8 protein-coding genes and 1 pseudogene are annotated in these 15,123 nt (G+C 44.1%); 6 read left to right on the top strand and 3 right to left on the bottom strand.

Annotated elements, in window-relative coordinates:
* Positions 1–139 precede the first annotated feature (139 nt).
* Positions 140–265 (bottom strand): hypothetical protein, encoded by a 126-nt coding sequence (locus NLZ44_RS05705; RefSeq protein ID WP_493752135.1) that lies wholly within the window; start codon positions 263–265, stop codon positions 140–142.
* Between the two features lie 42 nt (positions 266–307).
* On the opposite strand from NLZ44_RS05705, the gene NLZ44_RS05700 reads away from it, so the two are divergent.
* From NLZ44_RS05700 to NLZ44_RS05675, 6 genes are all read left to right on the top strand, one after another.
* On the top strand, positions 308–2,830 hold the full coding sequence (locus NLZ44_RS05700) for an MASE1 domain-containing protein (protein ID WP_493752134.1): 2,523 nt from the start codon (positions 308–310) through the stop codon (positions 2,828–2,830).
* 46 nt (positions 2,831–2,876) lie between these two features.
* Positions 2,877–3,710, top strand: coding sequence for a ribosome biogenesis GTPase YlqF (ylqF, locus tag NLZ44_RS05695; protein ID WP_111891954.1), 834 nt, complete (start codon positions 2,877–2,879; stop codon positions 3,708–3,710).
* 139 nt (positions 3,711–3,849) lie between these two features.
* Positions 3,850–4,038 carry a hypothetical protein gene (locus NLZ44_RS05690; protein ID WP_071776849.1) on the top strand — a complete coding sequence of 63 codons (189 nt, stop codon included), beginning with the start codon at positions 3,850–3,852 and terminating at the stop codon, positions 4,036–4,038.
* 643 nt (positions 4,039–4,681) lie between these two features.
* Positions 4,682–6,547, top strand: a complete 1,866-nt coding sequence (locus NLZ44_RS05685) for a GtrA family protein (RefSeq protein ID WP_493752133.1) — start codon at positions 4,682–4,684, stop codon at positions 6,545–6,547.
* 6 nt (positions 6,548–6,553) lie between these two features.
* Positions 6,554–8,881 (top strand): hypothetical protein, encoded by a 2,328-nt coding sequence (locus NLZ44_RS05680; protein WP_493752132.1) that lies wholly within the window; start codon positions 6,554–6,556, stop codon positions 8,879–8,881.
* A gap of 145 nt (positions 8,882–9,026) precedes the next feature.
* Entirely contained in the window at positions 9,027–11,945 is a 2,919-nt protein-coding gene (locus tag NLZ44_RS05675) for a plasmid replication protein, CyRepA1 family (RefSeq protein WP_493752131.1), read from the top strand.
* Positions 11,946–12,183: 238 nt separating this feature from the next.
* Here NLZ44_RS05675 and NLZ44_RS05670 read toward each other — a convergent pair.
* Together NLZ44_RS05670 and NLZ44_RS05665 are read right to left on the bottom strand one after the other, a co-directional pair.
* Positions 12,184–13,676: pseudogene (locus NLZ44_RS05670) on the bottom strand (site-2 protease family protein).
* Between the two features lie 102 nt (positions 13,677–13,778).
* A complete protein-coding gene (locus NLZ44_RS05665; protein ID WP_493752130.1) occupies positions 13,779–15,044 on the bottom strand; it encodes a glycosyltransferase family protein in 1,266 nt (421 codons plus the stop codon).
* Positions 15,045–15,123 lie beyond the last annotated feature (79 nt).

Raw genomic sequence — 15,123 nt, 5'->3', positions numbered from 1 at the left:
CTATAAAATATCCCATTACTTCAACGAGGTGGGAAGTGGGTGTCTAATGGTCTAGCTGGGTTCGCTTACTGGGTGGATGAACTCAAAAGTAGGAAGCCAGAGACAGCGGTGGTGAGTTTGTGCAACTTGTCTTCAGATTCTAGGAAGTTTGAGGAAGTGCCCCAAGGAAGTCGCAAGACTTAGCGGCGGGTAGCTTAATACTGAGGATAATTTCTTTGAGTGTGGGGGAGAAGCAACGGAGGGGACTAAAATGCTTCAGTTCCATAACATCCTCAGATCGAAACTGGGACGCTACCTAACTATCAATATGGTTGCGCTTCTGGTCTATCTGGGGCTAATCTGGATCACCATTGAGACTTTAATGCTCAATGCCATGGAAGCCATTTTCTGGCCAGCCGCAGGGTGGTCTTTAGTGGTTTTAATCTGGTGGGGGGGTAAATGTTGGCCGGGAATTGTTCTCGGTGCTTTGTTTTCTAATTATTGGCTGACGGGTCACTCCGGTTATCTGGGATTAATTTGGACTCTGGGAACCCTCCTAGAAGCTGGCGCGGGTTGGTGGATGTTAAAAAGGATCGGTTTCTCTCCGGCTTTAGCCCGCCTCAAGGATGTACTGGGACTAGCTATTCTAGCTGGAGCCCTCTCGAGTCTGATTAATTCTACTATTACTCCGATCGCATTATTAATCGCTGGAGAAATTAAACCCGATACATTCGCTGATATTTGGGTAACATGGTGGCTGGGAGATACCATTGGCGTTCTGCTATTAGCCCCGGCACTTATGACTTGGGCCTATCGATTTCGGATTAAATATCAACAGACCAGAGACTTGCAGGAGTCAACTGGCAATTATTGGAGTTGGCTATTACCAGAAAGCTGGGAAATTCTCAAAAACCCCAAGCAACAGCTATGGCTGCCTAAATTATTGAGCTATCTGGAAATAGCCATCTGGTTCCTACTATTTTCGGCTTTGAATTGGTTTGTATTCTGTTCCAGAACCCGCGTTCTCACTATTCACTACCCCCTAGAGTACCTGCCATTTCCACTATTGGTCTGGGCTTCCCTGCGTTTTGGTCAGCGAGGAACTGCGATCGCTCACTTATTAACGGCAACATTTGCCGTCTGGGGTGTCCTACGGGGTAGCGGTCCTTTTATGAGCAACCTTAACGAAAATCCCCAGGTCTTTTCTCTACAAGCCTTTATTTTGGTGATGACTGTCACCGGTTTATTTTTGGCGGGTGCGGTGGAAGAACGACAAACTGTAGAAGCCTCTCTACGTTCGGGGGAAGCTAGTTTAGCTACCGCTCAACGTATTGCTAAGTTAGGACACTGGGAATTAGATATCCCACAACTAACCTGTACTTGGTCTGATCAGTTGTACCGCATTTTTGGCGTTAATCCTCAGCAAGTGACTCCCAGCATTGATAGCTTGATGCAATATATCCATCATCAGGATCGCCCACGGGTGGAAAATGCTATTTCTCAAGCTATCTCAGAGCAAGTTCCCTATTCTATAGATTATCGGATTGCACGCCCTGACGGCCAAGAACGATTTGTGGTTGAACAGGCGATCGTTACTCCTACCCATATTACTAGCACTGTTCAGGATATCACGGAACGCAAACGAGCGGAAATGGCTTTAAGAGCTAGTGAGGAAAGGTTTTCGCGGGTGTTTAAGGCTAGTCCCATTGGTATTAGTATTACTACTGTTGAAGAAGGCCGATTTGTGGATGTCAATGATAGTTTTCTTCAGCAATTGGGGTGGAGTCGAGAACAGGTCATTGACCGCACTTTTGAGGATTTGGAAATGTGGGATGCTGAACAGATTAACCCCATTTTACAAAGGATTACTAATGGCGATCGCCTCAGTAATTTAACCGTTCAAGTTCGCCATAAATCGGGAACAATTCGAGATTGGTTAATGGCTATTGAACCTATCCAACTAGAAAATACTCCCTGTTTGCTTATTCTGGCTAGTGATATCACTGAACATAAGCAGGCTGAGGAACTCCGTAGAGCTAAAGAAGCTGCTGAACAAGCTAACCAAGCTAAAAGCCTATTTTTAGCTAACATGAGTCATGAACTTCGCACTCCCTTAAATGCTATTCTCGGCTACAGTGAATTACTACAAGAAGACGCTGAAGACCTCGGCCAGGAGGAGTTTGTGGCGGACTTGAAAAATATCCACGTTGCTGGTCAACATCTCCTCACCTTAATTAGTGATATTCTCGACTTTTCCAAGATTGAAGCTGGTCGGATGAATTTTCACTTGGAAAAATGTCAAATTAATACCTTGCTTTGGGAAGTGGAAACTACGATCGCACCATTAGCAGACAAAAATCAAAATCAATTTATCCTAGAGGTTGCGCCCGGCCTTGACTTGATGTATACTGATTTAACTAAGGTGAGACAGTCACTGCTTAATCTGTTAAGTAATGCCTGTAAATTTACCGAACAAGGACAGGTGACTTTACGAGTATGGAAACAGTTAATTCCCGCTACAGATTTACCGGATTTGCCCATTTATCACTCCCGAGAATCTCCCCAAGAAGACCAAGAAGAACTCTCAGAAATTCCCTTTATCTTTTTTGAAGTTCAGGATACTGGAATTGGGATGAATGAGCGACAACTAGCAACTGTTTTTAGTCCCTTTACCCAAGCTGATGAAAGCACAACCCGTAAATATGGGGGGACCGGTTTAGGACTTTCTATCACCCATAAATTATGTCAGATGATGGGTGGTGATCTCTGGGTGGAAAGTCAGTCAAACAAAGGGTCAACCTTCACCATGCGATTGCCTCAATATATGTATCAGGGACAAAATAAAACTTGAACATTTCACTTAACTATTAATCCACTATTAACTATTTTCCCCGATTATGACAATTCAATGGTATCCTGGTCATATTGCTAAAGCCGAACGCACCCTCACAGAACAACTTAAACGAGTTGATGTGGTCCTAGAAGTTCGCGATGCTCGTATTCCCTTGGCTACTCACCATCCTAAAGTATCTCAATGGGTATCCCAAAAGCCACGATTATTGATTATTAACCGCCAAGATATGATTCCTCCCCATATACAACAACAATGGCAACAGTGGTTTGAGGAACACCAGGAAATCCCCTATTTTACCAATGCTCAACAGGGAGATGGGGTCGATGCGGTAGTACGCGCTACTAAACAAGCTGGGGAACAGTTGAATCAAAAACGTCAGCAACGGGGAATGTTACCCCGACCTGTCCGGGCTGGGGTGATTGGATTTCCTAATGTCGGTAAGTCGGCTTTGATTAATCGACTTTTGGGGCGGCGAGTTGTGGAAAGCGCTCGACGGGCTGGGGTGACACGAAAGTTACAGTGGGTCAGGATTTCTAAGCAAATTGAATTGTTGGATGCGCCGGGGGTCATTCCTAGCCGCATTGAAAATCAACAGGATGCCCTCAAGTTGGCGATTTGTGAGGATATTGGTGAGGCGGGTTATGATAACCAACGGGTGGCTGCGGGTATGGTCGATTTGTTTCAAGATCTCCAAATTCACGATAAACTGACCGATCGCTATTCTCTGCCGATCGCTTCGGAAACTGGAGAGTCTTATCTACAAGCCTTGGCTGATCAACGCTTTCAAGGAGATTTGGAACGCACCGCACGACAACTACTTAATGATTTTCGCAAGGGCTTATTAGGCGCGATCGCTTTGGAAATTCCACCATCTTGATTTTACTCAGTTTGACAGCACATACCATAAATCACCGGTTTTGTCAAGTCGCCGATTTTCGATCGCTCCGAATTTCCCCAAAACTCGTGCATCGCTAAACTTGAAATTCCTACTGCGATCGTCTAAAGCTCACCATATAATCGTCTTTTGGGGCTATATTTTGCTTAGTTCACGTAAAACTCCTGGGAGGGTTGGAAGCTCCGTGATTGATCGCGGAGAGGAAAACCGACTCAAGCGGCTGACCGCCGCCAGCACCCCCTTGCGGGGTGGAGGGGTATGGTTGCCCCTCCATGGAGCTATGGTTGGCTCCGACTCCCTTGCGGGGTAATGTTTGCGCTTGCGCTAACGCGCACGCTGCGCGAACGCTAATGTTCAGAGTCGGTACTTTCCAAATCGCACTGTCTTAACCCCTTAGGACTGTTTAACGATTTGGTTCATGAGCCGGGAACTAGCACGCATTCCAGGGTAGGAACTTTAACTCTTGCTCTGAACGTAGCCAGTTAAGGCTTAAGCTGGTCAGCTACCTGAAAGCGGGGGGCAGGAAGCCCCCGTGCTTCAGCCGGGGGTGCTGACATAAACCCCAGTCGATTTTCATTTACATAAATCTACCACAACCCCCATTCTGTCGTCAACTATTTGATAATCACTAGCAATAAAAATGTCATAAATATTTACAATCTTTTAAATATTAAAACTATTTGCAAATTTAAAATTAGCAAAACTTATCATCGCCCGGCTTTTTGGGGAAGGGGGGTTGACAATTTGGGGGAAAGTCGGATATACTTATATTATAATGGGAATCTATCCTCAAAAAAAATATATACAAATATTTTAATTGTATTATATATAACCTATAATATCAGAAAATAGAGGATAATGTCAACCCCTTTTGAATAGAAAAATCGGGTTATTATGAATGATAGTGTATGATAAGTACAATTTGCCCTAGTCGATAATTTGAGTGTGGTGTGATGAAACCGATTTACATTTTAGGTGCAGGTCCAGCGGGGTTAGCTGCGGCTTATACTCTCACCAGTCAGGGAATTCCTGTAGTAGTAGTAGAAAGAGATAAGCGGGTGGGGGGACTAGCGAAAAGTATCGAGTATGAAGGGTTTATTCTCGATTTCGGACCCCATCGATTTTTCACCAAATTATCGCCTGTGGTGAAACTCTGGAATCAAGTATTAGGAAAAGACCAGGTAACAGTTAATCGACTTACCCGCATTTATTACGGGGGAAAATACTTTAGTTATCCTCTCCAAGCCAAACAGGTGCTTTCCGCGTTGGGGTTATTAGAGACAGTTAAAATACTTTCGTCTTATGTGAAAGTGCGTTTATTTCCCAAACCCCAGCCAGAGAATTTTTCCGAGTGGGTGATTGGTAAATTTGGGAGACGGCTGTTTGAGATTTTCTTTGAAAGTTACACCGAGAAACTTTGGGGAATTCCTTGTACAGAAATTAGCGCCGACTGGGCGGCACAAAGAATTAAGGGTTTGTCCTTATATAAAGCGGTGGTTAATGCCTTATTGGGAAATGATGGTAAAGTCAAAACCTTGATTGACCAATTCCAATTTCCTCGGTTGGGTTCTGGTCAACTTTATGATAAAATAGCTGATTATTTAAATCAGCATCAGCAGCCTTTATTACTGAATACCGAAGTGATTGAGGTACATCATAATGATGGTGAGGCTACCCATGTGACTGTCCGCAACCGTGAGACTAAAGAAGTGCAAACTTTTCCCTGTGGGGGGGTGATTTCTTCTATTCCGTTAACTTTATTGGTGGAAGAGTTGAAAACAGCACCGCCTCAGCCAGTGATAGAATCAGCGCGATCGCTTAAATTTCGGAATACCATTTTAGTCTATTTAATTATTGATGATGGTCATTTATTCCCCGATAACTGGCTATATATTAACGACCCCAGGGTGAAATTAGGAAGGGTGACAAATTTTGCTAATTGGTCGCCGGAAATGTTACCCAATAATCATCAAACTCCCCTCTGTTGTGAGTATTGGTGTAACTTTGATGATCAGTTATGGAATTGTCCAGAGGAAGACCTGCGACAAATGGCGCAAGCCGACCTGATTAAAATTGGATTACTCCAAAAGCAGCAGGTTTCTGGGGGGTTTGTTGTGCGTTTACCTCGGACTTATCCGATATATGCCGGAAATTATAAAGCCTCTTTAGCAACCATTGAGGAGTATTTTAAAGGCTTCCAGAATTTGCAGTTGGTCGGTCGATATGGTGCATTTAAGTATAACAATCAAGACCATAGCCTCTTGATGGGAATTTTGGCGGCGGAAAATGTCATGACCCCCGGAAAACATAACCTCTGGAATGTCAATAGTGATAGTGAATATGTCGAGGAAGCCGAAGCCGACACCCCCACCACAGTGGCGGCGGTTTCCCGAAAATCTCGCCGTCGTCAGGCGATCGCTACTTTGCGACAGTTTGGCGGTTATTTACTCACCGGGGGAAGTGCGACAGTTGTAGATGTTTTGGTGTTTTCTCTTCTTACCCAGGCGGGAGTTTGGTATGTTTACGCCTTGGGAATTAGTTACTTTTTGGGATTAAGTACCAATTTCTGGTTAAGTCGTCGGTTTGTGTTTGGTATTTACTGGCGTAATTGGTTGATGCAATATGGGGTATTTGCGACAGTCGCCTTAAATAGCTTATTGGCGAATTTGGGGTTATTACAATTGTTGATTAATGAATTGGGATGGTCTCCTACCCCTGCTAGACTCGTAAGCGCCGCCTGTGTAGCCTTAATTAGTTTTACCGGACATAAGCTATATTCCTTTTCGTCTGGCGATCGCGTTTCCAGTTGGGAGTCTTAGGTAAAAATGAGCGATCGCAAATTTACCCCGTCACCAAGTTTAGCCGTAGTCCTGATAATTACCCTTACCAGTTGGATGATTTTTGTTCCCCTGGTCAACCCCATTGCTATCCCTCTCGGAAACAATACCACCGGGGTAATTTCCCAAGCCAGCATTGAGAATATCAGTCCCTATACAGATTATCTCAAATATCTGATTTTGCTATTTACTCCCCCCCTGCTAACTCTGATAGTTTCGCAATTCGGGAAAATATCGCTGGGAGAATATCTCCATTCTGTCATTAACATTACCGCCAAAACTCTCAGCCAAAATTGGTTTTTAGCAACCGTTACCGGAATTTTACTCTTAGCTTGGGTCATTAATATTCCTTTCAATCAGTTTCCAATTACCTCCCTTTTGCGGGACTCCTTCCACGAGGGAGAGTTTTTAGGATTTTGGCCGAATTTCTCCCAACTGGAAAAGCCATTTATTAATACCGTCTTAATTCATGGCTATGGTATGGATGTTTTACCCACAGAAATAGCCATGAGGTTGATTAGCAATGATAATGGAATTGTATTGACTCGGCTATTTGTTAATCTCCAAAATGCACTCACTGCTGTAGGCTATTTTTGGATTTTGTGGGAAATCACCGGGTTAGTAGGATTAAAAAAGTCAAAATTACCCATTTTTTTACTCTTCTGTTTATTCGCGTGTATTTTTGATGGCATTTTCTTCAAGTTTGACGGAAGGCGAGGGACTTGGTTTGTCTTTCAACTCGCCATCACTCTACGTTATTTTCGCCTATTTCTACCCTGGGAAAAGCCAGAAGAATTAAAATCTAATCATGTCCAAGATAACCGCCATTTTCATAGCCGACAAGCCATAATTTTATCCCTGTTGGTGGGGTTGTCTATTCCTGGGGGTTTTTTATATGTGTATGACCGCGCCATATATTTCCTAGCCGTTTATTTGATTACCTGTATCATCAGCCTATTTTTACCTTCCCCAATTCGCAAGACTTGGTTAACTGTAACTTCCACCGGGGTAGTAGTTTCCTTCACGGCGATCGCCATTTTTTTAGGACTAGATCAAGTCAATGCGATCGCCTCTCAAATCGCCTACTGGGGAAAATATGGTCGCTACATCTCCTTCATTCCCCTTCCCCCCTTCCAAATGACCTTTATCTCTCAAAAATTCTGGCTATCTATTCTCATTCAAGCCGGAGTTTTAACCTATCTCACCTGGGACTTAATCAGCCATAAATTCCAACTAAAACCCTTTGTCCGCAAACATTTATTTACCCTAATTCTCCTATCCGCCGCCGGCGTTTATATGAGAATAACCTTAGACCGCAGTGATTTAGGTCATGCTTATCACGGCGCAATGATGACAGCATTGTTAAGTGTATATTTATTACTCTTGGCTTATCGGCGATATCTGGAAAATCCCCTACATAAATTAACCCTAACTTTGCCGCAAAAGCTGAGTATAGGCGTGTTATTGATATTTATTCTGACCTCAGAATCTGGTTTTAATGTCCTGGAAGCATCCCAGAAACTCTCGCGCCTCCCAGCCGCTATCTCTATCCCTGATGCTGAATTACTCAAACCCGATTATTTAGAAGCCAAAAATGTCATGTCAGCCGAAATAGCCAATCAATCCTGTTTTTTTAATGTCACATCAGAGGGATTGTGGTATTATCTATATAATAAGCCATCCTGTTCTAAATATAGCTATGTTCTGTATGCCAAACCTACCGTCGCCCAAAACCGGGTAATTGAAGACTTGGAAACGACCCAACCGCCCATAATTTTATTAACTAATGATGTCTGGTTTCAAAACCCCTGGGATGAAGTCTTAAAAGCCGATTCAGCCTCTCTAATTTATCAATACATTTTACAACAATATCGCCCTCACAAATTCGTCCAATCCCATTGGTTTTGGCGACGGAGTGATATGCCCCCAACTTTCGCCACTACCAACCAATTTAATGGCGCAATTGATGTCATTCCAGAATCACCAATTCGGGTAGGTCAACCCTCAGTTTTAACCGGGTGGGGAGTAATTCCCGAAACCCGAAAACCTGCTGATGCTGTTTATCTCAGTGTCGGGGAGAATAACCAGTTAATTGCTGTGGGAGAAGTAAATATTCCTCGCTGGGATGTTGCTAGTGTTTTAGGAATTCGTGAATATGCACAATCTGGCTGGAGGCTAAGGATTCCCACCGCTAGTTTACCCTCTGGCGAAATATCTTTAAAGGTTTGGGCTTATAATTCCGAAAACCACCAGCTAACCCAAATTGGAGAAGCCATTGATATCATTAAACTGAGTCAGGATGGGGCGAGGACCTGATGAGTCCGGTCAATTACCCCATATCTATGGAAGATTCAGCCAATCAATTGACAAAAACTCCACATCTGGGGTTATAGTATAAATCCCCTAAATCCCAATTGATTGTATAGGCAGTGTGGGGTGTGCCTAATTTCCTGGAGATATAGTGAATCATCTGATAGAATGGAACGCAAGCTGCGTTGACCCAGAGCTAACTCAATTGAATGTTATCCCCCTAGAAGGCGATCGCCCTTTAGATTATCTGCTGTATGCCGACAACCTACCCAGACGCAATGGTGGTCGAGTATGCGATCGCATTCTTAAACGCTATAGTCATGTTAACCAAGGGGGCTGGTGGTGTTCAGGTGTCGATATCTTAACCGGAAACGAGGATCTGTGGGGATGCTTCAAACCCGCCAAACCTCGCCTTAGCAGTCACAGCAATAAACCCATAAAATACGAACATCCTCCCCAAACCGCCACCGGAATTTTCGCCTTGCGAGTCTCCCAATCAATTTGGGAAGCGATCGCCCATCGTCACAGTTTAACCATTTCCCCCGAAGCCATACAACCAGACCGCGCCGATTTAGGATTTTGGGAGTGGGTCATTGATCATCACGAAATTCCCATCTGTATCACCGAAGGCGCAAAAAAAGCCGGATCACTACTTACTGCTGGATACCCAGCCATAGCCCTTCCCGGTATTAACGGCGGCTATCGAGTCCCGCGAGACCAATGGGGAAACCGCATCGGAAAATCTCAGTTAATTCCAGAATTACAAAAACTAGCCAGCAAAGGTCGCCAAATCTATATTGTCTTTGATAGCGATACCAAACCTAACACCATCAAAGCCGTAGACGCAGCTATCCGCCAAATGGGATATCTTCTCAGCCGCAGAGGTTGCCATACTAAAGTCATTACCTGGAAACCCCAATTAGGGAAAGGTGTTGATGATCTCATTGCGACCCAAGGAGTAGAAGCCCTACATCAAGCCTATCAAGCCGCTACACCCCTGGAAACCTGGCGCGCCATCTCCCACTCACGCTTGACCTATTCCGCCGATTTAAACCTCAATTGTCCCTATCTCCCAGAGGATTTAGCTATCCCTCAAGCCTCCCAATTGGTGGCGATTAAATCCCCCAAAGGTAGCGGGAAAACTAGACTCCTAGAAAATCTCGTTAAACAAGCCAGCGATAAAGGTCAGTCTGTCCTGGTTATCGGTCATCGTATCCGCTTAGTAGAATCTCTCTGTCAGCGGTTTGGTTTAAACTATATGAAAGCCGGAATGGGGACGGTTATCAGTCGTCCTGGGGAGGGTTATGGATTATGTATTGATTCCCTGCATCCCTCTTCCTCCCTGGGTTTTAACCCCAATAATTGGTCTAATACTTTGGTGATTTTTGATGAAGTTGAACAGATAATTTGGCATGGTCTAAATTCCGACACCTGTCGCCAATATCGAGTCGCTATATTGCGATCGCTAAAAGTTTTATTGCAAAATGTCTTCATGTCCAATGGTCGGGTAGTTATCGCTGATGCTGACCTCAGTGATACTACTATTGATTATCTCAAAGCCTTATCGGGAATTCCCCTAACTCCCTTTATTATCGAAAACCATTTTCGACCTGCTGCTGATCAGGCTTGGAATGTTTATCACTATGGCGGTCATACTCCTAAACAATTAGTTAAAGACCTAGAAAATCATCTCGCTAATGGCGGTCGTCCCTTTGTGTGTTTGTCCGCCCAAAAGTTAGCTAGTAAGTGGGGGACTTCTACCTTAGAAGCCTATTTTAAAGCCCAATTTCCTCAACTGAAAATCCTCCGTATTGATTCCCAGTCTTTGGCTGACCCTCATCATCCCGCCTACGGTTGCATCAACCGACTTAATCATATTTTAGCAGATTATGATCTGGTTTTGGCTTCCCCTGCTATTGAAACTGGGGTGAGTATTGATTTAAAAGGTCATTTTACCTCCGTATGGGGTATCGCCCAAGGGGTTCAATCTGAAAATTCTGTGCGTCAGGCTTTGGCTAGAATTCGCGAAAATATACCTCGCCATTTGTGGATAGCTTCCCACGGTTTAAATAGGTTGGGAAATGGCGCTTTATCTATGGCTTCCCTGCTGAGTTGTAGCCATCGCTTAACTCAGTTAAACATTCGTTTATTACAACAGTCAGATTTTGATGATTTTGATGATTTGGAAATGGGGTTTCAAGCTGAGTCTTTAATGTGTTGGGCTAAAATTGCCGTCCGGTTTAATGCTACTATGACCCGCTATCGGGAATCTGTATTGGCTGGCTTGGAAGCTGAAGGTCATCAATTATCACCCGTTTCTCCCCCTTGCGAAACTTCTGATTCTGATTTGGTGGCTGACCATCACCTTAAACCTAGTTTAACTGATTTGATTGACGCTGTGCGCGATCGCAATTATCAGACCGAATGCTGGGCTATATCTAACGCTACAGATTTAAGTGATTTGGCATATCATGTTTTGCAAAAAAAAGTGTTTAAAACTCCTGCTGAAAGTCAATCTTTACGCAAACATCAGTTAAAATTGCGCTATGGTATTCCCGTTAATCCTGAATTGATAACTAAGGATGACCAGGGATGGTATGAAAAATTAAAATTGCATTATTTCTTAACTGTGGGTCGCCCTTTCCTGTCCGCGAGAGATGCGCGAATAGCACAGGATTTGGGACAACGAGGAAAAGGTAGTTTATTTGGTCCTGATTTTAACCGATCGCAATTAGGCGCGGTCGTCGCTACTCTGGAATTATTACGCTTTCCTACTTTATTACAACAGGAAAATCGGGAGTTTAAAAATACTGATCCTGATTTACAGCAAATGGCGAAGCTGGCTTTAGGCGATCGCACTGCTATTAAGTCTATTATCGGAATAGGGTTAGCACCACGATCTACCCCCATTATGGTATTAAGTCGCTTTCTTGATCAAATTGGCTATGGCTTAAAATGCGATCGTCTCGAAACTTATGCCAAAAAACGACATCGGGTCTATCAATTACTTATCCCTGATGATGACAGAAATCTTGTCTTTCAACAATGGTTGAATCATTCTGGGGGTTGACAACTGTTGTCGAGTCGTGATAAGCTATTGACATATAGTTTATAGCACAATGGATAATTTGCTAAAAAAATAAAATTCTCAATATTCCCATTATTAAAAATAATACCACGAGCCACCTACAAAATCAACCCCCCCAGTGCCAAAAAGCCGTTTTTTCTAACACTTCTTAATTTTTTGTTACATAAATTAACACAATAGCCGATATAGAGACAGGGGGTGGTTTGTGTATGGGGTGAGATCAACCGCCAATTCCCAAGCGACTGGCTAAGGTAGGGGTAAGGGGAAAGAGGGTAATAATCATCATAAAGATAGCCAGGAGTCCCCAAGCGGCGCGGGTGTCGTCGGGTTCAGTGAGTTCATTAAGGCTAGGACGTTCGAGGTTACGCTGTAAAATCAGGATAACCGCCGCCCAATACAAAGCCAGGGGATTGACCAAAGAAGCGATCGCCAAAACAATAAAAGTAGCAAAAGTAGACCTTCCAGCGACTTTGCGCCCAAAGATAGACTGGATAATGCGACCACCATCTAACTGTCCGGCTGGCATTAAATTAATAGCAGTAATCACCAAGCCTAGCCAACCAATAATAGTCAAGGGATGAACATCGACAATACTTTGTTTGAGGGCGTTTCCGAGAATCAATTTGGAAAGTAGCCCGACCAAAACAGAACCCTGGAAAAAGCTAGTGGGAACTTGAAACAAACTACCTTGGTGGGAAAGTATCAATCCAGCCAATAGCATAAGTAGTGATAACAAACCCCCGGCGGCGGGTCCAGCTAGGGCGACATCAAATAAAACCTTCCGGTTGGGAAGTAGAGACTCAAATCGGTTAAAAGCGCCAAAGGTCCGATTTGTACAGTAGGAATGAAAAAGGGGAGACTAAATTTAACCTGGTGGCGGTTGGCGATAACTTGATGGGCGATTTCATGGGCGGCGAGAACCGATCCTATACCGATCGCAATAGGTAAGACTTCCCCATAACGCATAGGTTCACCAAAGAAGTCGAAGCCCAAAAGTAGACCCCCGGCTTGAAAAATAGTGGCGACTGTAATCACCAGTAAAACCAGGGCGAGGATTTTTTGTCCATCTGTAGCGGGTTGGGGGTCTTTGCTACTGGGAAGGACAATGACAACAGGTTTACCGTCAGGATTTTCGATTAAAAATAAACGGAAGCGATCGCCCATTTTTTCTTGAAGGCTGCGGCTGAGACGACCATGGACCTCTTCCGGGTCACTGCGAAGGTTCCCCTTAAAAATCACTCCCTCTTGATAGGGGAAAGTTTCCGTGGCGAAAAAGGTATCAATGCCAAAAATACCTTGGATAACTTTTAGGTCTTCTGGGTTGATAGCTGTAGTTTCAGTTTGGGGAGTCTCTGAAGTTTCCCGGCTGGTGTCGCTGAGGTTAACAGCTTCTGGGGTAGGAGTTTCCCCCTCTTGAGGAATCTGTGGGTTGTTGTCATCTAATTCTTCAGCCAGCGATCGCAGTTTTCGCCCCAAGTAAATGTAAATACCCGTGGCCGCGACGAATAACAGCAGAATGCTGACAAAGTTAATATAGATGCCAAAGGCAGTTAGCCCAAAAAATAATAGCCAGGGTCCCATCAGAGATACTGACTGTAGCCATGAGAGAATGCCAGCTTTTCCATAAGGTCTAGCGCGGTAGTACCCCCAAGTCAGAATCCCTAGGGAAATTAGTAAGATAAAAATTGTAGTGTTGTCCGATGCAATAAACATTCTCTTCCTTTTTGTCGAGTCCCAAAAATCAGGCGATCGCGTCTTGTAGTTCCTTTTAATACAATAACCGTTCTGAGAAACAAGACGAGAACCCACAACAGTCTAATTTGCTTCCGAGTCAGCCTCCGGCGAAGGTTCACGAGCATTTTTTTCGGTAAGTTCCCTCGCTTGTACCATATCGCGCCGGGTGGCTTCCCGTAGTTGTTCCCGCAGGGCTGGCATTACCGCTAACGCCCTAGTCCAGTCAGGAATTTGCGCCCCGGCTGGGTTGCGGAAATATTCGTCCCCGGCTTCTGCGATCACCTGTTCAAAGATTTCTACAGTCATTTCTTCCTGGTGGCGATCGTAGTGTAGGTTATTAAATCGGGCATCAAGAAAATATTGTCTCGTGTAGTCTTGTGCTTCTCGCCGAAATTTTACCCGCAAAGTATGGATTTGTTCCCGGCTAATGGTAACTCTTTCCGTTTCTACTAGGGTTCTGAGAATTGAACGGAAAATATCCCGGCACATCTTCCGCAGGCCTTCATTGCTGGATCTTCCCAGGCTTTGATGTTTATGGTCGAAAATCCCTAAGTCGATTTGGGCGATACGTTTATCGGCAACATTGCGGTAGACTTCTGCTAATAACCCGATTTCTAACCCCCAGTTACCCGGAATGCGAGTATTAAGGGCCAGGTCATCGGTCAGGGCAAATTCTCCCGACAGGGGGTAACGATAGGCGCTAAGATACCGGAGGTAATTGTTATAACCAAATACATCCATCATTGCTGTCAGTAACGGTGTCACAAACAGACGTACTACCCGACCATGAAAACCTAGGGGTTCCCCTCCTATGCGCGCGTAGTAGGCTTTATTGAAGGCCAAGCCTAAGTCCTTCTCCACTAGGGGAAATAACAATTTGAGCGGATAGGATTTATCATAGGTGGTAATATCTGCATCATGGAGAGCGATCGCTTCCGCTTGCAGGGATGCTAAACCTAGTCCTAGCCACACCGCTTGACCTTTACCTTTAAAACTCAATAGATCTAGCCCCTTTTCCCTTAATTTGTTCAAAAGTTGAGTTACCCGGGGTCCATTTTCCCAGATTACTAGGGTCGGTTGGGGCATGATTTCAAAAAATTGAACCGTATTGGCATATTCTTCTAGGGTGGTTGCTCGTACACATATTACAACAATTCTGACAAATTCACAGTCTTTTAAGCAATCGCGAATTTGAGTCAGTGCCGGTCTTGCTAGTTCTTCATACAACGCCGGAATTAGAACTGCTGTTGGGGAAATTTCACTGAGTTGGGTTAAGCGACCTTCTAATAATTCGAGGTCACAGCCAAAATCGTGGATTGTCGTAATTAATTCTTGTTTATAATCCATAAAAAAAAGCCCAACTCTCCAACCATTAGATGCTACTATTGTAGAATAGATGGTAACATTTTTATCTCGATATGGCTAG

This window comes from Arthrospira sp. PCC 9901 (assembly GCF_059013425.1).
Note: the sequence above shows the minus strand (reverse complement) of the source record. Positions and strands in the feature narration are given on the sequence as shown.

Excerpts from the sequence above, each read along its gene's own strand:
- NLZ44_RS05705 (WP_493752135.1), bottom strand. The coding sequence starts at position 265 with ATGGAACTGAAGCATTTTAGTCCCCTCCGTTGCTTCTCCCCCACACTC.
- NLZ44_RS05700 (WP_493752134.1), top strand. The coding sequence starts at position 308 with ATGGTTGCGCTTCTGGTCTATCTGGGGCTAATCTGGATCACCATTGAG.
- ylqF (WP_111891954.1), top strand. The coding sequence starts at position 2,877 with ATGACAATTCAATGGTATCCTGGTCATATTGCTAAAGCCGAACGCACC.
- NLZ44_RS05685 (WP_493752133.1), top strand. The coding sequence starts at position 4,682 with ATGAAACCGATTTACATTTTAGGTGCAGGTCCAGCGGGGTTAGCTGCG.
- NLZ44_RS05680 (WP_493752132.1), top strand. The coding sequence starts at position 6,554 with ATGAGCGATCGCAAATTTACCCCGTCACCAAGTTTAGCCGTAGTCCTG.
- NLZ44_RS05665 (WP_493752130.1), bottom strand. The coding sequence starts at position 15,044 with ATGGATTATAAACAAGAATTAATTACGACAATCCACGATTTTGGCTGT.